15 protein-coding genes are annotated in these 19,290 nt (G+C 67.5%); 9 read left to right on the top strand and 6 right to left on the bottom strand.

The genetic code is table 11. The features are described 5' to 3' along the window. Window positions 1-103 precede the first annotated feature (103 nt). A complete protein-coding gene (locus tag F0U60_RS06670) occupies window positions 104-439 on the top strand; it encodes a TerB family tellurite resistance protein (protein ID WP_395815556.1) in 336 nt (111 codons plus the stop codon). A gap of 15 nt (window positions 440-454) precedes the next feature. On the opposite strand, the gene F0U60_RS06675 is transcribed toward F0U60_RS06670, so the two are convergent. Further along, on the bottom strand, window positions 455-2,380 hold the full coding sequence (locus tag F0U60_RS06675) for a PAS domain S-box protein (RefSeq protein ID WP_395815558.1): 1,926 nt from the start codon (window positions 2,378-2,380) through the stop codon (window positions 455-457). A gap of 430 nt (window positions 2,381-2,810) precedes the next feature. Between F0U60_RS06675 and F0U60_RS06680 the strand changes: the two genes are divergently transcribed. Together F0U60_RS06680 and F0U60_RS06685 are read left to right on the top strand one after the other, a co-directional pair. Next, on the top strand, window positions 2,811-3,245 hold the full coding sequence (locus F0U60_RS06680; protein WP_395815560.1) for an organic hydroperoxide resistance protein: 435 nt from the start codon (window positions 2,811-2,813) through the stop codon (window positions 3,243-3,245). Window positions 3,246-3,270: 25 nt separating this feature from the next. Beyond that, a complete protein-coding gene (locus F0U60_RS06685) occupies window positions 3,271-3,711 on the top strand; it encodes a MarR family winged helix-turn-helix transcriptional regulator (RefSeq protein WP_395815562.1) in 441 nt (146 codons plus the stop codon). A gap of 44 nt (window positions 3,712-3,755) precedes the next feature. Here the strand turns inward: F0U60_RS06685 and F0U60_RS06690 are convergent, their stop codons facing one another. The 3 genes from F0U60_RS06690 to F0U60_RS06700 form a co-directional block, all read right to left on the bottom strand. Then, complete coding sequence (locus F0U60_RS06690; protein ID WP_395815564.1) at window positions 3,756-4,355, bottom strand: DUF938 domain-containing protein; 600 nt, start codon at window positions 4,353-4,355, stop codon at window positions 3,756-3,758. A 17-nt stretch (window positions 4,356-4,372) separates the two neighbouring features. Further along, window positions 4,373-5,227: a methyltransferase domain-containing protein gene (locus F0U60_RS06695; protein WP_395815566.1), complete on the bottom strand. Its 855-nt coding sequence runs from the start codon at window positions 5,225-5,227 to the stop codon at window positions 4,373-4,375. 102 nt (window positions 5,228-5,329) lie between these two features. After that, a complete protein-coding gene (locus F0U60_RS06700; protein WP_395815568.1) occupies window positions 5,330-5,848 on the bottom strand; it encodes a hypothetical protein in 519 nt (172 codons plus the stop codon). Between the two features lie 624 nt (window positions 5,849-6,472). On the opposite strand from F0U60_RS06700, the gene F0U60_RS06705 reads away from it, so the two are divergent. Continuing rightward, entirely contained in the window at window positions 6,473-8,275 is a 1,803-nt protein-coding gene (locus F0U60_RS06705) for a serine/threonine-protein kinase (RefSeq protein ID WP_395815570.1), read from the top strand. Window positions 8,276-8,283: 8 nt separating this feature from the next. On the opposite strand, the gene F0U60_RS06710 is transcribed toward F0U60_RS06705, so the two are convergent. Further along, on the bottom strand, window positions 8,284-11,223 hold the full coding sequence (locus F0U60_RS06710) for a tetratricopeptide repeat protein (protein WP_395815572.1): 2,940 nt from the start codon (window positions 11,221-11,223) through the stop codon (window positions 8,284-8,286). On the opposite strand from F0U60_RS06710, the gene F0U60_RS06715 reads away from it, so the two are divergent. The 3 genes from F0U60_RS06715 to F0U60_RS06725 all read left to right on the top strand — a co-directional run bounded on the left by F0U60_RS06715 (window position 11,207) and on the right by F0U60_RS06725 (window position 13,861). After that, window positions 11,207-11,908 carry a sigma-70 family RNA polymerase sigma factor gene (locus F0U60_RS06715; protein WP_395815574.1) on the top strand — a complete coding sequence of 234 codons (702 nt, stop codon included), beginning with the start codon at window positions 11,207-11,209 and terminating at the stop codon, window positions 11,906-11,908. The two genes, F0U60_RS06710 and F0U60_RS06715, sit on opposite strands and share 17 nt — an antisense overlap. A gap of 308 nt (window positions 11,909-12,216) precedes the next feature. Beyond that, window positions 12,217-13,605 carry a C39 family peptidase gene (locus F0U60_RS06720; protein ID WP_395815576.1) on the top strand — a complete coding sequence of 463 codons (1,389 nt, stop codon included), beginning with the start codon at window positions 12,217-12,219 and terminating at the stop codon, window positions 13,603-13,605. A 46-nt stretch (window positions 13,606-13,651) separates the two neighbouring features. Beyond that, entirely contained in the window at window positions 13,652-13,861 is a 210-nt protein-coding gene (locus F0U60_RS06725) for a hypothetical protein (RefSeq protein WP_395815578.1), read from the top strand. Between the two features lie 9 nt (window positions 13,862-13,870). Here F0U60_RS06725 and F0U60_RS06730 read toward each other — a convergent pair whose 3' ends face one another. Further along, window positions 13,871-14,539, bottom strand: a complete 669-nt coding sequence (locus F0U60_RS06730) for a hypothetical protein (protein ID WP_395815580.1) — start codon at window positions 14,537-14,539, stop codon at window positions 13,871-13,873. Between the two features lie 422 nt (window positions 14,540-14,961). Between F0U60_RS06730 and F0U60_RS06735 the strand changes: the two genes are divergently transcribed. Together F0U60_RS06735 and F0U60_RS06740 are read left to right on the top strand one after the other, a co-directional pair. Beyond that, entirely contained in the window at window positions 14,962-18,432 is a 3,471-nt protein-coding gene (locus F0U60_RS06735; protein WP_395815582.1) for a PAS domain S-box protein, read from the top strand. A gap of 48 nt (window positions 18,433-18,480) precedes the next feature. Beyond that, complete coding sequence (locus tag F0U60_RS06740; RefSeq protein WP_395815584.1) at window positions 18,481-19,200, top strand: TetR/AcrR family transcriptional regulator; 720 nt, start codon at window positions 18,481-18,483, stop codon at window positions 19,198-19,200. Window positions 19,201-19,290: the final 90 nt, after the last annotated feature.

Consider the following 19,290-nt stretch of genomic DNA (forward strand, 5'->3'; position numbering starts at 1 on the left):
TACGCGGACCTGACCCTGGGGGGAGGTGTCGGCTCGTGGGCAGAGGGTGGGGCTTTACTGACCGCTGTTCAACGGCGAGGCTGGGGCGCCACGGAGAACCCACATGGCCAAGCTCACCGCGGAAGACGACTTCAACATCGAGGTGCTCAAACTGATGCTCCAGCTCGCCTGGAGTGATGGTCAGCTGGACCTGCAGGAGGTGGGGACCATCCTGGGCTCGGCGCGGAGCTGGGGTGTTCCGGAGTCGGAGATCGCCGCGCTCAAGAAGTTGCTGGAGGGCAACGCCGCCCCACCGGCTCCGGACCTGGCGCTCCTGCGTGACCGCCCGGACGAGGTCTTCGAGGCGGCCCGCGCGCTCATCGCGTGCGACGGCCGGCTTCAAGCCGCCGAGAAGGAGATGCTCGAGGAGCTGCACATCATCCTGAGCCCCGAGCGCTGAGCCGCGGGGAGCGCGTCACTCAGGACGGGAAGCGGTCTCGCCTTGGGCGGGAGGCACCGCCGGCAGTCGGATCGTGAAGCAGGCACCCCCCCCGGGCTGATTGCTGGCGGAGATGCTCCCGCCATGGGCTTCGACAATCTCCCGGCTCACGTAAAGCCCCAGGCCCAGTCCGCCGTAGTGGCGTATCGACGCGGCGCGCTCGAACCTGCCGAACAGCCGGGGGAGGTCCTTCTCTGGGATGCCGGGCCCCTTGTCGGTGACGACGAGGCGCGCGTCGGGCCCCTCCCGCGAGACCGAGAGCTCGATGGGGCTTCCGGCCGCGTACTTGAACGCATTGGACAAGAGGTTGGTGAGGACCTGCTCGATGCGGAGGCGATCCCAGTCCCCCTCGATGGGCTGTCCGCTCTGGAGCCGGACCTCGCAGGAGGCGTGGGTCGCTGCTTCGCGCAGGCGTTCGGTGACGTCATTCACGGCGGTGAGCAGGTCGAACCGCTCCAGGTGGAGCGTGAGCTGACCACTCGAGAGCCGCGAGACATCGAGCAGTTTCTCGATGAGGTCCGACAGCCGCTCGGTGCTGCGAACCGCACGCTCGAGCTTGGCATGGGTCTTGGGCTCCACAGCATCCAGGCGCTCCCTCATACTCTGGAGCTGGAGCTGGAGCGCGGTGAGCGGTGTCTTCAGCTCGTGCGAGGCGATGGAGAGAAACTCGTCGCGCATCCGGATCGCTTCCTGCGCCTGGGCGAGCCGGACCCGCTCATCCTCCGCTCGCTTGCTCTCGGTGAGGTCGCGGGTCACCTTGGCAAAACCCATCAGCGCACCCGTCGCGTCATAGACGGGGCTGAGGGTCACGCGCGCCTGGTAGGTCGTGCCGTCCTTGCGCAGGCGCCACCCCTCTTCCTCGAGGCGGCCCTCCCGCTTCGCCGTTTCGATGTCCAGGGCTGGCTTGTTCTTGGCTACTTCCTCTGGCGGGTAGAGGAGGGCGACGGGTTCGCCGACAATCTCCTTGGCCGTGTAGCCCGTGATACTCGCCGCCCCCTCGTTCCAGGTCATCACGCGCCCGTCCGTATCCAGCATGAAGATGGCGTAGTCCCTCACGCTCGAGACCAGCAGCCGGAAGCGCTCCTCGCTCCGCCGCAGGCGCTCCTCGACCTTGCGACGCTCGGAGAGGTCCCTCGTGACCTTGGCGAACCCCCGCAGCTTTCCCGTCTCGTCGTACACGGCGGTAATGACCACGTTCGCCCAGATGAGGGAGCCGTCTTTGCGGACACGCCAGCCCTCGTCTTCGACGCGCCCGTGCCTCGCGGCCTCGCCCAGCAGATCCCAAGGCCTGCCCAGGGCCACCGCCTCGTCCGTGTAAAAGCGGCTGAGGGACTGCCCGATGATCTCCCGAGCCTCATATCCCTTGATGCGTTGGGCGCCGGAGTTCCAGGTCAGCACGCGTCCCTCGGTATCCAGCATGAAGATGGCGTAGTCCTTCACGCCCGAGACCAGCAGCCGGAACTGTTCCTCGCTCCGGCGCAGCTGCTCCTCAGCCAGGCGGCGCTCGGTGAGATCCTTCGTGATTTTGGCGAACCCGCGGAGCTGGCCCGTGGCGTCGCGCATGGCGGTGAGGGTCACGCTGGCCCAGAACCGCTCGCCATTCTTGCGCAGGCGCCAGCCCTCATCCGTGAAACGCCCCTGCTCCGTGGCGCACCGCAGCGCGTACTCGCACTTGCCGGCGATGATCTCCCCAGGCGGGTAGAAGAGGGAGAAGTGCCGCCCCAGGACTTCCCCTGCGCTGTAGCCCTTGATTCGCTCCGCACCGCTGTTCCAGCTCTCCACGCGTCCCGAGGGGTCGAGCATGAAGATGGCGTAGTTGTCGATGCTCTCGATGAGGAGCCGTGCAAGCTCCTCATCCGGGGACGCGTGTCCCGCCCATCTCCGCGGATTCTGTTCGGGCATTTCGTGGCCCTCAGCTCCGTGCCTGGACATGCGCTCCGGCCGAGCCGTGGCGCAGCGTCCCCAGAAGCCCGAGGGGCGGGAGGAGCACGTGAACGAAGGTGTTTCTCATCAGCGGGAGAGGTCCGTGCATGGCTCGGTTTTCGACCCGGGAGCAGCCCGCGACAAGGCTGAATCCGAGTCGGTGCCGTGTGCTCAACGGGCCGCTCGCTGGCGGGTTCTGGATGGGTGAATCTTTTTGATGGCCCAACATTGTTGTACGTGGGGCGATTCCCACCCTCGCTGAGGGTGTGGCCGGCCATCACTCAGCGCAAGATTAAGAATCGTGCACGATTTAGTTGCAAGCGGTGCTGTTGGGGTTAGATTCAGTCCATGGCGAGGGGCCAAGGGCTCCACGCCTCGAACGGGACACGCTCCCATCAGGAGAAAACGCATGAGCCAGTCACCTGTGGTTCTCGAGAAGCGCCTCTACACTGCGGTCGCCACGGCTACGGCGGGGCGTGATGGGCGCGCCAAGAGCGATGATGGACTTCTGGATGTGGCGTTGGCCCCCCCGCGGGCGCTGGGCGGCAACGGTGCGGGCACCAACCCCGAGCAGCTCTTCGCCGCCGGCTACGCCGCGTGCTTCGGGAGCGCCCTCGGTCACGTCGCTCGTGCGAAGAAGGTCACCACGGGGCCGGTCAGCATCACCGCCCATGTGACGATTGGCCCGGTGGGGCAGGGGTTCGGACTGGCGGTGGAGCTCGTTGCCTCGATTCCCGAGCTTCCGCGCGAGCAGGCGGAGTCCCTCCTGCGCGCTGCCCACGAGGTGTGCCCGTACTCCAACGCGACGCGCGGCAACATCGCGGTGGACGTGCGCCTCGCCTGAGCGAGGGCTAGAGTAGACTCGACCGATGACCGACGTTCTTCGACTCGAGAACCAGCTCTGCTTCGCGCTCCACGCGGCGTCGCGTGCGATGACGGGGGCGTATCAACCGCTGCTCGAGGAACTCGGCATCACCTATCCCCAGTACCTCGTCCTCCTCACGCTCTGGGAGGAGGACGGTGCGCGGGTCTCGCGTATCGGGGAGCGGCTCTACCTTGACTCCGCGACGCTGACGCCGCTGCTCAAGCGCCTCGAGGCTCGAGGGCTCGTCGAGCGACGGCGGAGCAGCGCGGACGAGCGCGTCGTCGAGGTCTTCCTCTCCGCCGAGGGCAAGCGCCTCGAACAGAAGGCCCGGGAAATCCCCCAGGCCCTCTTTTGTAAGACGAAGCTCTCCATCGGTGAGCTCGTGCGTCTGCGCGCGACGCTGCAGGAGCTCACGCGAACGCTTCACGAGGACACGGAGGACTGAGGGTCGCGTCTCAGGGGTCCGGCCTGGCGGGCGTGCTCCGCATCTCACCCGCCGCGCTGGCGGAAGACGACGGTGAAGTTGTTGCTCGGCATGTCAACGACACGGTCGAGCTCCAAGCCGTTCGCCCGCGCCTCCGCCGTGACGGCGCCCAGCTCGCGCACGCCCCAGGCCGGGTTGCGCTCGCGCAGTGAGGCATCGAAGGCGAGGTTGCTCGGCGCGGTGGGCCGGCCCTCGATGAAGTACGCGCCATACAGGATGAGCGGCCCGCCGGGCGAGAGCACCCGGGCGGCACCGCGCATCAATCCCTGGCATGCCTCCCACGGCGAGATGTGGATCATGTTGATGCAGACCATCGCGTCCGCGGACTCCATGGGCCAGGGGGCGGTGCTGACATCCAGTACGAGGGGCGAGCGCAAGCTGGGAGGGCCCTCCTCCCGACGCCATGCCTCGATGCTCTCCAGGGCGGTGGGGTCTGCGTCCGTGGGCTGCCATACGAGTCCCGGGAAGGCGCGGGAGAAGAAGACGGCGTGCTGGCCGGTGCCGCTGGCCACCTCGAGCACGGTGCCTCGCGAGGGCAGCAGCTCGCGGAGGATGGCGAGGATGGGCTCGCGGTTGCGCTCGGCGGACGGTGCATGTCGTCTCATGGGTGCGCGAGCTTCACTCATGACGTGGACGCTGTGAACACGCCGCTGGGGTGGGGCAGCAGGCGTCGGCCTTCGACGACGTGCGAGAGCTCCGCCAGGGCGTCGAGCACCCGCTGGCGTAGCGACTCGGGAGCGCGCTGCATATCCGCCTGGTGCAGGAAGTTGAGCAGGTTCCTGCCCAGCTCCGGTTTCGGCTCGAAGCAGGCGCTCACGTCGATGGACACGTGAGGGTAGAGCTCATAGCGATAGGGGATGGCGTTTTGCTCGAACAACTCCCGCAGGCTCTCCTGGCCGAACAGCCCACCGGTGGAGAAGCTGTAGTCGAGCTCGTTCCAGAAGCGCTGCATGAGCTGGTAGATGCCGCCTCGTTCCGAGGAGAGGGCAATCAGCAACCTGCCGCCGGGACGCAGGTGCTCCAGCGACATGCGGAGCAGGCGCTCCTCGCCACCAGGCATGTGGTAGAGCGAGTGGATGTAGTGGATGAGCGCAAAGCGTCGCTCCGGCACGTAGTCCTCGGCCCGGAGCGCCAGGAAGGTGAACTGGGTGTTTCGCTTCGGCGCCCCACTCACTCGCGAGCGGAAGCCGTCGAGCTGCGCCTCGTTGGGCTCGACGGCGACGTAGGAGAGGGGCACGTCGCCGACCAGCGAGTGCAGGGTGTCGATGAGCTGGAGGTCGAAGGAGCCGTCTCCGACGCCAACACCCAGCACGTTCAGTCCCTCGGCTCCGATGGAGGGCGGATGGGCGCGGAGGAAGGACAGCACCTCCGCACGGTCCACTGACCAGCAACGCCGGAAGGCTTCATTGGCCGCGGCGTAGCCCTCCGCGGTCAGTGGCAGGGACAGACGTGGATGCACTTCCTCGGGCGGCCTCATGCTCGAACTCCAGGGTTTCACCCCACGGCGCTCTGGCCGCCTGGGTGGGGGTACCGTAGCACCCACCTCGAGCTTGAAGCAGCCCGCCGACACACCCTCGAACTACAGGGCGTGGTCCTCGTCCTTGCACTTGCCCTCGCCGTCCTTCTTACACAACCCATCTTCTTTGTGGCCGAACTCGACCTTGTAGCTCCTGTCCTTGAAGGCAACACAGACCTTGGCATGACGATCCGGGCCCGGCAGCTCGAACCGGTAGGACAGGCCCAGCTCATCGCAGGGTCCGCCCTGGTCCTTCACACGGTCGGTGACCTCCTCCCAGCCCCGCTGGTCCGTGTATGAGTAGACTTTGTAGTCCTTCCCGGGTTCGAGGTCCTTCTTGGAGGGGAAGTCGAAGAAGACGTGGGTGATGTTCTTGTTGCCGTCGAGCTCCTTGCAGAACTTCCAACTTGGGCACTGGTTGTCGCCGTCCAACGCCTCCAGCTCCGTGCCACGATTCAGGTACTGCGCCAGCACAGGGGAGCCACTCGACTCGTTCTGGGCCTCCTGCTCAGTGCCACCGCACCCGGCTCCCACTCCCACCACCAGAACGGCCGCCACCAGACCCTTGTTCCACATGTGCATCTGGACTCTCGCTCCTGGCGCCACGGTGAGCGCTTCGGGAAGGGCGCCTCTTCCTGCGGCGAGCCCTGAGCATCGGCAATGCCAGACGGAGAGTGTTGGGCTGCTCTCCGCCCCATGGCCTGGGAGGCAGCCCATCGTGTGATTCCCACGCGTGCTCCTCGTACCGGGCGCGGGAATGGTGAACTTGTTTTCCTGCTATGGCGCGGGAGTGATCCAATCCTGGGAAATACAGGTGGCGCCAGGGCTAGTCGGATTCCCATTGACAACTGAGCCGTGCCCCGGCGTGGCCGCTCAGGGCTCGAACTCCACGGCGTAGGCTGTCCACCGCGCCCGCTCCTGCCGCCAGTCCCAGGCACACGTAGGCCACGGTGCGCAGGGGTGATCCTGACGCAGTCCAGGGGGAAGACCCTCACCCTCGCCCTCTCCCAGGGGGAGAGGGAATCTCCACGGGCTCTCGGATTGATTTCTTAAGAAGCAATCAAGCACGTGACGGATGGAGATTGGAAAGGTGATGGTGGGTGTGACAAGTCGATGAAGGGAAACCACCCCCTTTATTGAGAATAATGGAATGATAGGAAAACACTGAATTGACAGTGACCCGGCGGGATGAAGAATGCGCGTCCCGTGCGTGACCTCCACACCTGGACCTCGGAGAGTGACACCCAGCGCTTCGTCATCTGGCGGGAAGGGGTGACTGTGGGTCGCTACCAGCTGTTGGCGCGGCTCGCCGTGGGAGGCATGGCGGAGATCTGGCTGGCGCGGCAGACCGGGCCGCGGGGCTTCGAGAAGTTCGTCGCCATCAAGCGCCTCGTCGAGAAGCTGAGCTCGGATACGGAGTTCGTGGGACTGTTCCTCGATGAGGCCCGGCTCGCCGCTCAGCTCAACCACCCTCACATCGTCCAGATCTTCGAGCTGGGAGAGGAAGAAGGGGCCTATTACATCGCGATGGAGTACCTGGCGGGCGAGACCCTGACCTCCATCGCCCGGGCCTGTGCGCGTCAGAAGAAGCTGCTGCCCCTCGCCCTCGCGGTGCGCTTCGTCGCGGACGCCGCCGAGGGCCTGGCCTATGCCCACGCGAAGCAGGGGCCCGATGGGGCCCTGCTCGGCATCGTCCACCGGGATGTGTCGCCGCAGAACATCCTGGTCACCTACGACGGCACGGTGAAGCTCCTGGACTTCGGAATCGCCAAGGCCGCCAACCGTGAGACCCAGACCCAGGTGGGCCAGGTGCGTGGCAAGGCGGCGTACATGTCGCCCGAGCAGGCGCGAGGCGAGCCGCTCGATGGTCGCAGCGACATCTTCTCGCTGGGCATCGTCCTCTTCGAGCTGGTGACGGGCACGCGGCTCTTCCCCTCCACCGAGTCGCTCGCCGCGATGAACATGCTGGCCGACGGGACGCCGCTGCCGATCGCCCACGAGCGCAACCCGCGCGTTCCCGAGTCCTTGAGCCGCATCATCTCCCGGGCCCTCGCGCGTCAGCCCGCCCAGCGCTATGCCAGCGCCCGTCACTTCCATGCGGCGTTGACGGAGTGGCTGCGCGGCCAGCCCAAGGAGCCGGACAGCTGTGAGATGGCTCGTTTCATGATGCAGCTCTTCGGCGAGCGCATCCAGGAGCGCGCCCGGCTGCTGGAGACGGCGCGCGTCGGGGAGCTCACCCCCTCGAGCGTCCGCAGGGTCGCGGGGCGCAGCCAGTCCGGGTCGTCCATGCCGGCACGTGTGACCGGGACCCAAGAGCTCACCTTGAAGCTGCCCGCTCCCCGCTGGCGCCGCTGGCCCTGGCTCGCCGGTGCCGCCGGGGTGTCGCTGCTCGCCATCACCGGGGTCTTCTTCGCCCTGCGCGCGTCGCCCGTCGAGCCGTCCATCGTCCATGCGCCCCCCGTCGCCGAGCGCCCGCCCACGCCCGTGAAGCCGCCCGTGCTCACCATCGAGACGGCTCCCCCTGGCGCTCGAATCTCGGTGGACGGTCAGGAGGTGGGAGTCTCGCCTCTGACGCTCGAGACGCTCGCCCCGGGCGAGCACCTCGTGAAGGCCTTGCTCGAGGGCAGGGAGCCCGTGGAACGTCCGGTGAAGCTGTCCCAACCGGGTGAGCGGACCGTGGTGATTCTCGAGCTGGCCGCCCCTCCGCAGCCGCTCCCGCCCGAGGCCCTCGTGGCCGAGGCTCCCGTCCCGGAATCTGCGGAGCCCCTGTCCGCGGCCGAGGTGGCTCGCGTGACGAAGCGCGCCAGGGGACGGCTGTCCCTGGACACCACGCCCCGGACCTACGTCTATCTCCGGGGTCGGAAGCTGGGAGCTACGCCCCTCATCGAGGTCCCCCTCCCCGTGGGGCGGCACCAGCTCAAGCTCGTCAATGAGGACAAGGACATCTCCACCGTCATCGAAGTGGAGATCCGCGCCGGAAAGACCACGGGGAAGAAGCTGCGGCTCTGAGCGCGCTGTCACCGCTCCGCTGCGATGGGACCGCGGGGCGCGCCGCCATGTTCGGCCAGCCACCGCTCGAGCTGCTCGCGGGTCGGAGCGCGCGTCTGGGGGAGTCGTCGGTAGGCATCGAGGGCGGCGCTCGCGAGCTGGCGCGCCTTCTCCAGGTCTCGTGGCTCGCTCGCGAGCGCCCGGGCCAGAGCGAACCGTGCATCCGCCAGGTTCTCATCCTCTGTCCCTGCCGGTGCGCGTGCGAAGATGGCTATTGCGCGCTCGAGTGGGGCGAGTGCCTTGCGTGGCATGCTCATCTCTACGAAGTCGCTGCCCAGCCCCAGCAGATCGATGGCCACCTGGAGGCTCTCCGGCCCCAGGGCCTTCTCCCGGATGTCCACCGCGCGTTGGTGGTGCTCGGCCGCCTCCTGGTAGCGCCCCAGCTTCGCGAGCGCACGTCCCATGCCGGACAGGGAAGAGGCGAACTTCGGGTCCGCGGGCCCCAGTTGTTTCTCTCGAATCCGGGCCGCGCGCTCGAACGTCCGGAGTGCCTCTTCCGCACGGCCCAGCTCGAGCAGGATGCCGCCCCGGTTGTGGAGCGTGCCCGCCGTCATCAGGTGCTCGTCGCCATGGACCCGCTGGTAGATGGCCAGGGCCTGGCCCGCGTACTCCAGCGCGCGCGCGGCGTTGCCAGCCCGCACCTCGTGAACGGCGAGCGTATCCAGGACGACCGCCAGGTTGGGGTGCTCCGGGCCGTATGTCTTTCGGTAGATGGACTCCGCTTCCAGGAGGAAGGGCAGTCCTTCCTCGTGACGTTCCAGGAGCCCGAGAATCTGTCCTTGGCCGAGCAGGGCGGTGGCGAGCTCCGGCTCCTTCTCGCTGTAGGTCTTCCGCGCCAGCGCGAGCGCACGCTGGCTCTCCACCAGCGCCTCGGTCAGCCTGCCCCGGGCCCGGTGAAGGCTGACGAGGTTCCGGGACAGCATGGCCTCGATGCGGGCATCTCCACCCAGGCGCTTCAGGGCCGCCGCCGCGTGACGGGGAACCTCCTCGTCCGGGTCCAGGCTCGCCTCCTCGAAGCTGTGCAGGCGGACCAGCGCGGCCCACGCTTCCGCGGCCTGCCGGTCGTGCCGGCTCGACTCCGCGACCTGGATGGTCCGGTGCCACGTCCGGATGGCCTCCCGGATTTGACGCGCCTGGGCCTGCGTCTCCGCGAGGAGCGCGAGGACCTCGGCCTCCAGCGGGCCATGGCCCACGTCGTGAGCCTCCCGGGCCACCTCCGTGGCGAGCTCCAGCGCGGGCTTCACCTGGCCGGCGTTCAGCTTCGCCCGCACCGCGGCGCGCCGTGCGCGAAGCTCCTCCATCCGGCGCCGCGTCCCCTCATCCGAGGGCGGTGGCTCCGGTGAGGCGAGCGTCGGGATGTCCGCGCAGGGGGCCAGGCTCTCCAGGCCATGGGCCGCGCGCACTGCGTTTTGGATGACCTGGGCATCCGCCGCCGCCAGCGTGTCGACCACGGCTGACAAATCCTTGAGCCGCTGGTCCAGGCAGATGACGCGCCGGTCGAGGAGCCGCTCCGGCTGGTGGCCCTTCACATGCGTGGCGACACACGCCTCGTGGCTCGCCGCCACCCAGTCGCGCGCGTAGGCGTCCAGCGTGCGCTCCACCTCGCGCCACGCACTCGCCGCGAAGGGCAGGGGGCTCGACGCGAAGGTGGCCTGGACCGCGCTCTTCCGAGGTGCGTCCCAGACGCCGGCGAGCGCCTGCTCACTGCCTCCGCAGGGGTCACCCGACGTGGACCGGTGCAGCGCCGCTCCCCCCGCGACGAGCACCAGCCCCGCGGCGGCGGCTGCACCCACCCGGCGCCACTTCGCACCTGGCGCGTCGCTGAGCCGCCGGAGGAGCTCGTCCATGGAGGCGTGGCGCGCCTCCGGTGATTCCGAGAGTCCCTGGAGGATGGCCCGGTGTACCCATGCCGGCACTCCGGAGCGTTTCGCGTCTTCGCTCCCGGGGCTGGCCGCCGGATCCGGGGTGAAGGGGCGCTTCCCATACAAGGCCTCGTGGAGCGCGACGCAGTAGCTGTACTGGTCGCCGCGGGCATCGGACCTCTCCCCGCGCTTCTGCTCGGGGGCCATGTACGCCGGCGTGCCCACCACCATGTCCGAGCGCGTGAGTGTCACGCCGTCAAGGCCGTGCAGGGCCGAAGGGGGCACGGACTCAGGGGGGCCACCCAGGTCCTCGGCGATGCGCGCGAGGCCGAAGTCGGTGATGCGGACGCGTCCGTCCCGGCCGACCAGGACGTTGTCGGGCTTGAAGTCGCGGTGGACGAGCCCCTGCGCGTGGGCCGCCGAGAGCCCTCGTCCCGCCTGGAGGAACAGCCCCAGCACCTCGCGCCAGTCCCGTCGCTCCTTCCCGGGTGTCATGTGCGCGCGCAGGGTGGTGCCGTCCACGAGCTCCATGGCCAGGAACACGTGCTCGCCGAACCGCCCCACATCGTGAATCGTGATGACGTTGGGGTGGACGACACGGGCGGCGGTCTGGGCCTCCCGCAGCAGCCGGGCCTGTGCCTGCTCCCGCCGCGCCGGACTCGTCGAGTCGATGCGGATGAGCTTGAGCGCGACCCGCCTGTCCAGCTCGGGATCGTACGCGGCATGGACGACGCCCATGCCCCCAGCGCCAATGCGCTCGAGCACCACATAGCGCCCGAGCAGGGCGCCCTTCGCGAGCCAGGGTTGCACCGCTCGTCCGGTCGGCTGCCCAGGCTCGGAGGGCTGGGACTCCGGGCCGCCGCTCACACGAGCGGCTTCCGCCAGGAGCGCTCGACAGACGGTGCAGTCATCCAGATGTTTTTCCACCGACACGGCAGCTTCGGCGCCCAACTCGCCCTGTGCGAAGGCGAAGAGTTGTCGCGTGTCGAAGCAGTCCATGCCAGGAAGAGGATAGCCGACGTGGGCGGCCATGACGATGAGCGACACGGAGCATCAGGAAGAGCGGGCCTTCGCGAGCGCGTGCGCGCGGGGTGAGGCGGAGGCGCTCGCGGAGTTCGAGACGCGCTTCGTCCCCCAGCTCCGCAAGGCCCTGCTGCAGCGGGGGATGGATGGGGCCACGGCGGACGAGGCCCTCCAGCTTCTGCGCGTGAAGCTCTTCGTCCCCAGTGGAGAGCGTCCTCCCCGCATCGCCGACTACTCGGGACAGGGCTCGTTGTTGGCCTGGCTCCGCGTGGCCGCCCTGCGCACCGCCCTGAACATGATGCGTGAGCGGAAGCTGTCGTTCGACCTGGACGACGCCCGGCTCGAGGAGGCCGCCGCTCCCCTCGACGAGGCCGACCGGCGCTACATCAAGGATCGCTACCGCAAGGACTTCACCGAGGCGTTCCAGGAGGCGCTGACGGCCTTGGAGCCCCGGGGCCGGACCCTGCTGCGGCTGCACCTGGTGGAGGGCGTGGGGACGGCCCAGATTGCCCGCGCCTACCGCGTGGACCGCTCCACGGTGAAGCGCTGGCTGGCTCAGACCCGGGAGACGCTGCGCGAGGAGGTCCGCGTGCGCCTCGCGGCCCGCATTGGCGTGGACACGCCCGCGCTCGGCAGCCTCCTGCTCGAGCTCCAGAGCCAGCTCGATCTGAGCATCCGCTCCGCCATGCGCGACCCGACGTCCTCCTGACGGAGGGCCGCGACAGACACCGGAAGTGCCCTGATTCCGTGGGGTTGGCACGCGGTCCGGAAATCAATCCGGCCGAAATGCGCCACCCGGGCCCGGCGTGTGTCCTGGAGTCGAGGCCCCCATGGCCTCGTACACCGAGCGCTCACGTCCTCCGGGTTCCCTGGAGGTGGGTGTATGGGTTTTTTTTGTCTTTGATTGGGCGGGCTGGAGGAGTTGCTTGTGATTGAGCGGTATGAAGCAACTCGAAATTCCGGCTGTCGATAATCCTCTCGCAAACCGTACCTCATTTCCCTTCAAGGAGTCCGCCTATGACTGGCCCTCGAGTCGATAGTCACTCGACTGCCCGTACCCAGAGCTCCAAGACCGCAAGGCTCCCGCAGAGCCGGGACGCACAGCTCAACCTCCAGCAGCTCTGGCCCTACATCAACCAGTACGCGAAGAAGTACGGCGCGGATCCGAAGGTGGTTGCCGGCATCATCGCGCAGGAGTCCTCGTTCAAGAACCACGGCGTGCACCGCGATGGCACGGGCCACGGGCTCATCGGCCTGGACGACAACGGCCTGCTGCCCTCGTTCGAGAAGTGGTCGGGGATGCAGGTGGGCCGTGGCGCCAGCGCGAAGACGATTCCGCCGGAGAAGCAGGTGGAGTTCCTCGCGAAGACGATCGGCGAGCTGAGCAAGAAGCACGGCAGCAGCATGGCCGCCGCGCGCGAGTGGCACCGTGGCGCCGGCAACATGAACGACTCGCTCGGCCGCAAGTACCAGGGACTCATCGAAGGCCACATCAACCGGCTGTTCCCCGGAGGCAAGACGCCGGCGAGCACCGGCCCCGTGCCCGACAGCACCGCTCCGGGCGGTGACTCCTCCAAGCCGGGGAAGAGCCCCTCCAGTCCGCGCGCCGGGTCCGACTACCGCATCAAGAGCGGTGACACCCTCTGGGGCCTCGCCTCCCAGCTCAAGAGCAAGGGCATGGAGGGCTCCCACTGGGACATCATCAATCAAATCACCCGCCTGAACCCGAAGATCACCAATCCGAACCTCATCATCTCCGGGGACACGCTCAAGCTGCCGGCCGCGCTCGGCCCCAGTGATGATGGCTTCAAGCCGTCCAACAAGCCGAATCCGGTGGACATCAACCCGGCGGGTCCGGCCACGCCCATCACGGACAAGGGTCCGGTGGACGCGAGCAAGGTGCCGCACATCAGCCAGTACAACCCGAAGGGAAAGGACGGCAACTACTCAAATGGCGGGGCGAACTGTGGCCCCACGTCCATGGCGCAGATTGCCCGGGCCTTCGGCTACGGCAAGAACATGACGGACGCGCAGCTCATCATGCACCTGGGCAAGGCGGGCGGCACTGGCTCCAACGGCACGGACGTGAACGGCATCGCCCGAATGGCCAAGGCGATGGACAAGAAGTGCGTCACCAAGGGCCCAGGCCCCAACGTCCAGTGGATGGCCGAGCAGCTCAAGGCCGGCAAGATGGTGGTGGCCAACGGCGACTACCACGCCATGCCGCCGCACCAGAACGAGGGCCGCACCTCGGGCCACTACGTCACCGTGGCTGGCATCGACTCCAAGGGGAACTTCATCGTCCGTGACCCGGCCGACGCGAACGTGAAGACGATCACCCCGCGGCAGATGGAGCACTTCCTCCGCTCGAACCCCAACGGTGGCTACCAGATGGCCATCAGCTGAGCCTCGGCGCGCCTGATCCCCTTCTCTTTTTCACGTGAGGTCAACGATGTCCCATTCCCAGAAGTTCCAGCAGCACGTGTGTCTCTCCTGCAAGAAACCCGAGGGGGGCGCCGTGAGCGGCTCGTCGTACATCTCCAACGGTGACAACGGGATGATTGTCCGGTTCTGGCTGTGCGACGACTGCGCCATGACGCTCGGCCCCAGTCAGGGGCCCATCGACATGGATGAGCCCGAGGCACGTCAGCAGCGCGTATAGGGACGGCCCCTATGCAATCATCGTAAGGGCGGGATTCGCCAAGGGCTTCACATCCTCCTTGGGCAGATTGATCTTGGGGCCGATGACATCAGGCTTGTTCAGGAGGGGGCCTAGCAGCCTCTCCTTGCCCAGGCCGTTATCCTTGGCCTTGTCGATGTCGAACTCCGCCTGCTGCTGGGCGAGCTTGACCTCGCTATTCAAGCCCAGCGTGCCGGAGCCTAGGGGGCCGCTGGAACGGAGGTCGGCGATGCCCATCTGCTGGGCGCTGAGCTCGTTGAGCTCGTTGAAGCTCAGCGAGCCCTTCTTGGCACCCTCGGCGATGGATTCGAGCTGATTGGCCTGCGTCGTCCTCGTCGTCTGCGGGCCTCCCCTGATGGGGAGGAAGAGGTCACGCTGGTTGTTGCTGGCGGCCCGATCGATGTCGCTGCCGAGAGACTTCGACAGCTGCTTCAGCTCCCTCGACTCCTGCGCGGAGATCTTGCCATCGGCGTTGGCCTGCTGGGCGATCTTGGAGAAGGTCGCCTCATTCTTGAGGAGCGTCTTGGCCTCGTTGGCGGTGATGGAGCCGTTGCGCACGCCATCGGAGAGCTTGCTCAGGTTCTCGCCCTGAACATCCTTCACGGAGTTGGCGTTGAAGTTGGAATTGATGAGGGGGTGAGTGGGAGGGGCGACCTTCATGGGGTTTCTCCTATGCCGGTGATGGAGAGCCTCCATTGCACCCGTTGTGCCAGGCTCAGGGCGAGGACAGCTCCCTCTGGGGGCCGCCCGTTCCCGGGGCCAGGGTGGTGACTGCCGTCACCAGTTTCCCTGGAGACTGCAGTCACCACGGGTGTCTACCGTCTCCACCTCCGCTGCCGGAGCGGGCGACGGAGCGAGCGGAGGTTTCCCAAATTCTTTGAACGAGCGCATGGGCCGAGGACCGTAGGACGGCTCGATCTCTCCCTTCTCCGCCGTCCCCTGAGGGGGGCCTGCACGTACCCTCCCCTCTGCACGCGGACCGCATCAAATTGGAATTGAACAGGGGGAGGCCGAAGTGCCCTGCTGGGTGCCGCTCCTCGTGTCCCCGCCTGGTGGAGTCCAGGCGTTGGGAGGTCCATGCGATGTCCGAGGATGGTGGTCGAGCTCCTGATTTCCGGGCCTTGTTCGAGGCGGCCCCGGAGCCCTTCCTCGTCCTCTCTCCTGATGCACCGCGCTTCACGATCATCGCGGTGAGCGATGCGTACCTCCGTACGACCCTGACACAGCGTCAGGAAATCCTGGGCCGCGGTCTGTTCGAGGTCTTTCCCGCCAACCCCGCCGAGTCCTCGGCCACCGGTGTGCGGAACCTCCGGGGCTCGCTCGAGCGCGTGCTCGCCAGCCGTGAACCGGATGCCATGGCGATGCAGAGGTACGACCTTCCCCGGAAGGAGGGCGGATTCGAGGAGAGGTTCTGGAGCCCGCTGAACACCCCCGTGCTGGACGCGCACGGCGAGGTCGCCTTCATCATTCACAAGGTCGAGGACGTGACCGGGTTCGTCCGCCGCCAGCTCCGCGAGGCGAAGGCGGAGCTCGAGCGGCAGCGGGCCCGGGCCGAAGCAGCCGAGGAGCGCGTCACCCGGATCCTCGAGCGCATCACCGACGCGTTCTGCTCCCTGGACAAGGACTGGCGCTACACCTACGTGAACGAGGCCGCGCAGCGGGTGGCCTACGCCCTGGGAGGGGAGGGGCCGCTGCTCGGCAGGTCCGTCTGGGAGGTCCTGCCGACACTGAAGGGCTCGCGCTTCGAACGCGAATACCTTCGAGCCATGCGGGAGCAGTGCGCCGTCCACTTCGAGGACTTCTTTGCGCCCGCGGATGTCTGGTTCGAGGTTCACGCCTATCCCTCGCCGGACGGACTCACCATCGTCTTTCGAGACGTGACCGCGAGGCGGCGCGCCGAAATGCGGCTGCGGAGCCTCGAGTCGGTCGTGACCAACGCGAACGATGCCGTCCTCATCACCGAGGCGGATCCGTTGGAGCATCCCGGGCCCAGGATCGTCTACGCCAACGAGGGGTTCACCCGCATGACGGGGTATCGGGCGGAGGAGGTCGTCGGCCAGTCGCCACGCATGATGCAGGGGCCGGGCACGGATCGCCAGGCGACTGCCCGGATCCGCTCGGCGCTCGAGGGCGGGGAGCCCATCCAGGTCGAGCTCCTCAACTACAAGAAGGACGGTACTCCCTTCTATGTCGACATCAGCATCGCCCCCGTGCTGGACGAGCAGGGGCGCCTCGTGCAGTTCAGCTCCGTGCAGCGCGATACGACGGAGCGCCGGAAGGCCGAGGAGGCCGCGCTTCGTCTCGCCCGTGAAGAGGCCGCGCGCACCCAGGCGGAAGCCGCGGAGAGGAAGCTCACCGCGGTTCTGGAGAGCATCACGGACGCGTTCTTCGCCGTGGATGAGCAGTGGCGGTTCACCTACATCAACCGGCGGACGGAGGAGCTCATGGGGCGCGGCCGCGAGGAACTGCTCGGAAGGTTCTTTCCGGAAGAGTACCCGGAGGCGTGGGACTCGACGCTTGGCCGGGAGTGCCGCCGAGCCATGCGGGAGCAGAAGATGCTCGAGTTCGAGGCCTTCTCTCCAACGACTCGCAGGTGGTTCCTGGTCCACGCGTATCCCGCGGCCCATACGCTCTCGGTGTACCTCCATGACGTGAACGAGCGCAGGATGATGCGCGAAGCGCTACGTGAAAGTGAGCTCCGCTACAGAGCGCTCTTCGACAACAGCATGGATGCGGTCCTCTTGTCGGCACCGGATGGGCGCATCCTCATGGCGAACCGGGCTTGTACCGAGATGCTCGGCTACACCGAGGAGGAGCTGCGGAAGCTGGGCTGGCAGGCCGTGGTCGATCCTTCCGACCCGCGGCTGCAGGTCGCGCTCGAGGAGTGGCGCCGCAGTGGGCGGTTCCGCGGTGAGCTCACGATGAAGTGCAAGGACGGGAGGTGCTTCCCCGTCGAGCTCTCCTCCTCCATCTTCCTCGACGGCCAGGGGGCGGAGTGGACGAGCATGTTCATCCGCGACATCACCGAGCGCAAGGAGCAGGAGCAGGAGCGGGAGCGGCTCCTCTCGGCGCTCGACGCGGAGCGGCGCTGGCTTCAGGCCGTGCTCGAGACCGTGCCTCTCGGCGTCATCCTCATCGAACCCGACGGGCGCGTCTACTCCAACCCCCGGGCCGTGGAGCTCTTCGGCAGCGTTCCCTCCGCCAACCGCATCCTCTTTCCTGACGGGACACCCGTGCCGCGCGAGCAGCTCCTCTCTTCGCGCGTGCTTCGAACCGGTGAGACCATCCTTGGCGCTGAGTTCCTCGCCGAGCGCCCGGATGGCTCGCGGCTCCCCATCCTCGGGAGCGCCGGGCCCATCCGAGATGCCGAGGGACGGATCATCGGCGCGATTGGCGTGTTCCAGGACGTGAGCGAACGGATGAAGGCGCAGGAGGCCCTCCGGATGCGCGAGCGTCTCTTGAGCGGCATCTTCGAGATTCTACCCATCGGGCTCCGGATCGCGGACGCCACCGGGCGGATCGTCCGTTCCAACCCCGCCGCCGTGCGTATCTGGGGCCGGTCCGGCGCGCGCTCGTGGGACCTGCGCGGATCCAAGGGCTGGTATGCGGATACCGGCAAGCCGCTCGCCGCGGAGGATTGGCCTCTCGCCCGCGCGCTATCGAAGGGGGAGACGAGCATCGGTGAGTTGATCCGGATCCAGGGCCCCGACGGAACCCGGAAGGTCCTCATGAAGTCGGTGCTGCCGCTGCGTGACGAGCGCGGCAGGTCCGCTGGAGCGATCGCGGTCGACACGGATGTGACGCAGTTGAAGGAAACGGAGGAGGCGCTTCGCCGCGCGGTGAGGTCTCGCGATGATGTCCTGAGCATCGTCGCCCACGACCTCCGGAATCCACTGAATGGAATCCTCCTTCAGTTGCAACGGCTGCAGCGGATGGGAACTCCGCTGGAGGGCACCGTCCACAAGGCCCTGGACACGATTCAACGCCAGGCGATGCGCATGAATCACCTCATTCGGGATCTGCTCGATGCGACGCGCATCGAACAGGGAACGTTCTCGCTCCAACGTGACCGGGTCTCGGTGAAGGAGCTCCTGGCCGAGGTTCAAGAGAACCAGGAATCCATTGCGTCGGCGGTGTCCGTGGACCTGCGGCCCGAATTGCATGGCGAGCCACCGGAGGTGTGGGCCGATCGGGACCGGGTCATTCAGGTGCTGGAGAATCTGATTGGCAATGCGGTCAAGTTCACCCCGCCGGGAGGGCACATCCGGGTCGGTGCGGAGCCCAGAGGAGAGGAGACCCTGTTCTGGGTCGCCGACACCGGCCCGGGAATCCCCGCCGAACACCTCCCGCACGTGTTCGACCGGTTCTGGCAAGCGAGCAGGACGGACAAGCGTGGCGCTGGACTCGGGCTCGCGATCGTCAAGGGCATCATCGACTCACACGGGGGACGCATCTGGGTCGAGAGCCGGGTCGGCGCCGGGACGACGTTCTACTTCACGCTCCCCGTTGCGCGGGGTCTCGAGTCCCGGACGGGCGACACGTCCCTCCATTAGCGGACTTTCGCTCCTCCCGCGCCATGGGATAGTTCTCCCCGCATATCCATGCGGCGCAAACACCCCTCCAGTGCCGGAGACGTGAAGGCTCGCGGGCCTCGTGCGGGCAAGGCCCCCGTGGCGGAACCGCGCGAGCGCATCCTCCAGGCGGCCACCCGCCTCATCGCCCAACGCGGCTTCGGCGCCATCTCCGTCAACGACGTGGCTCTGGCCGTGGGCATCAGCAAGCAGGCCCTCCTCTACCACTATCCCTCGCGCGAGGCGCTCCACGCCGCCGTCGTCGACTCCCTCATCGAGCACTCCAACCGCCACCTGCTGCTGCTGCTCGGTGCTTTCACCGGCAAGGGTGAGGAGCGGCTGGAGCGGGCCATGGCGCAGATCCGCGAGTTCTTCGACACAGATCCCCACGCTGCCCGCGTCATGCTGCGCGAGCTGCTGGACGGGGACCGAGAGCAGCTCACGCGTCTGAGACAGGGCGTGGAGCCGTGGCTGCGCCTCATGGCGGACACGCTGCGTCAGGGACAGCAGGAGGGGCGCATCCGCCTGGAGTTGGATCCCGAGGCCGCGGTGGTTCACGTGGGCACGCTGCTGCTCACCACCTTCGCCCTGCTGCCCTTGGAGGGCTGGGCCGAGATGAGCGACGCGGAGTGGCGTGAGCGCCGGCTGGGCGAGGTGGTGCCCATCATCGAGCACTACCTCTTCACCGACGGCAGCCCCGCGCCAGGCGGCAAGGGGCGTTCTGTCTCCCCCCGGCGTCAGGCGAAGTAGGCGCGGCGCAGCACCTCCCTGTTTCACGTTCCCACCCGACAAGTGAGATCATAGGGGTCGTTGTTCATGGGATGGCGTGCGAACAATGCC

The organism is Archangium minus, assembly GCF_044360475.1.
GTDB classification, from domain to species: domain Bacteria; phylum Myxococcota; class Myxococcia; order Myxococcales; family Myxococcaceae; genus Archangium; species Archangium minus.

Excerpts from the sequence above, each read along its gene's own strand:
- F0U60_RS06740 (WP_395815584.1), top strand. The coding sequence starts at position 18,481 with ATGCGGCGCAAACACCCCTCCAGTGCCGGAGACGTGAAGGCTCGCGGG.
- F0U60_RS06680 (WP_395815560.1), top strand. The coding sequence starts at position 2,811 with ATGAGCCAGTCACCTGTGGTTCTCGAGAAGCGCCTCTACACTGCGGTC.
- F0U60_RS06695 (WP_395815566.1), bottom strand. The coding sequence starts at position 5,227 with ATGAGGCCGCCCGAGGAAGTGCATCCACGTCTGTCCCTGCCACTGACC.
- F0U60_RS06730 (WP_395815580.1), bottom strand. The coding sequence starts at position 14,539 with ATGAAGGTCGCCCCTCCCACTCACCCCCTCATCAATTCCAACTTCAAC.
- F0U60_RS06700 (WP_395815568.1), bottom strand. The coding sequence starts at position 5,848 with ATGCACATGTGGAACAAGGGTCTGGTGGCGGCCGTTCTGGTGGTGGGA.
- F0U60_RS06670 (WP_395815556.1), top strand. The coding sequence starts at position 104 with ATGGCCAAGCTCACCGCGGAAGACGACTTCAACATCGAGGTGCTCAAA.
- F0U60_RS06720 (WP_395815576.1), top strand. The coding sequence starts at position 12,217 with ATGACTGGCCCTCGAGTCGATAGTCACTCGACTGCCCGTACCCAGAGC.
- F0U60_RS06675 (WP_395815558.1), bottom strand. The coding sequence starts at position 2,380 with ATGCCCGAACAGAATCCGCGGAGATGGGCGGGACACGCGTCCCCGGAT.
- F0U60_RS06725 (WP_395815578.1), top strand. The coding sequence starts at position 13,652 with ATGTCCCATTCCCAGAAGTTCCAGCAGCACGTGTGTCTCTCCTGCAAG.
- F0U60_RS06690 (WP_395815564.1), bottom strand. The coding sequence starts at position 4,355 with ATGAGACGACATGCACCGTCCGCCGAGCGCAACCGCGAGCCCATCCTC.
- F0U60_RS06715 (WP_395815574.1), top strand. The coding sequence starts at position 11,207 with ATGACGATGAGCGACACGGAGCATCAGGAAGAGCGGGCCTTCGCGAGC.
- F0U60_RS06735 (WP_395815582.1), top strand. The coding sequence starts at position 14,962 with ATGTCCGAGGATGGTGGTCGAGCTCCTGATTTCCGGGCCTTGTTCGAG.
- F0U60_RS06685 (WP_395815562.1), top strand. The coding sequence starts at position 3,271 with ATGACCGACGTTCTTCGACTCGAGAACCAGCTCTGCTTCGCGCTCCAC.